This is a genomic window from Streptomyces sp. P5F9, assembly GCF_057961495.1.
Window position 1 is genome coordinate 1 of record NZ_JBXVPZ010000986.1, and the last position, 917, is coordinate 917.

General features: G+C 75.4%; 1 protein-coding gene. It reads right to left on the reverse strand.

Annotated features, from left to right (window positions below; all coding sequences use genetic code 11):
* The coding region (locus tag AC31A1_RS51975; protein ID WP_489660005.1) for a beta-ketoacyl-[acyl-carrier-protein] synthase family protein at positions 1-917 on the reverse strand (917 nt) is incomplete at both ends.

The following is a 917-nucleotide window of genomic DNA, read 5'->3' on the forward strand; positions in this document are numbered from 1 at the left end:
CCGCCCGCAATGCCCCCGCCTCGGCGAGATCCCCCTCCACCGTCGCCGTCGCATGCGCGTTCACATGGACGACGTCCGCGACATGCCCGCCCGCGTCCCGTACCGCCCGCCGCACGGCGAGTGCGACCCCGGCGCCGGACGGGTCCGGGGCCGCCATGTGATGCGCGTCGGCGGACAGCCCCCACCCGGCTGCCTCGCAGTAGATCCGCGCTCCACGCGCGCGTGCGTGTTCCTCGGCCTCCAGGACGAGCACCCCCGCGCCCTCCCCGTTCACGAAACCGTCCCGGTCCCTGCCGAACGGCAGTGACGGCGACGAACCGTCCGCCAGCCCTCGCGTGGACAACGCCCGCATCGCCGCGAACGACGCCATGATCGCCGGCGTCACGACCGCCTCGGCCCCGCCCGCGAGGGCGATGTCGACGCGGCCGTACCGTATGCGGTCGATGGCCGCCCCGATCGCCTCCGTGCCGGAGGCACACGCCGCGGTGACCGTGCGGGCCTCGCCGGTGATGTGCAGGTCGAGGGAGACCTGGGACGCGGCCTGAGAGGGGACGGTCATGGGGGTGGTGAGCGGTGAGACGCCGCGCGGCCCCTTGTCCCGCAGCTTGCGGTCGCCGCCGACGAGCACGGACGCGTCGCCGAGGATCGCTCCGAGACTGACCCCGACCCGTTCGGGATCGAGCCCACTCTCCCGCGTGCCGCCCGCCACGAACCCGGCGTCGTCCCACGCCTCCCGCGCGGCCAGCACCGCGAACTGCGCGGCCCGGTTCATCCGCCGCGCCGCCTGCCGCGGCAGCAGCTCCGCCGGATCGACGGGCACGGTCCCGGCCACCCGCACGGGCAGCTCCGCGAACTCCTCGCCGTCCAGTTCCCGTATCCCGTGCCGCCCGTCGAGCAGCCCCCGCCACAACTCGTCG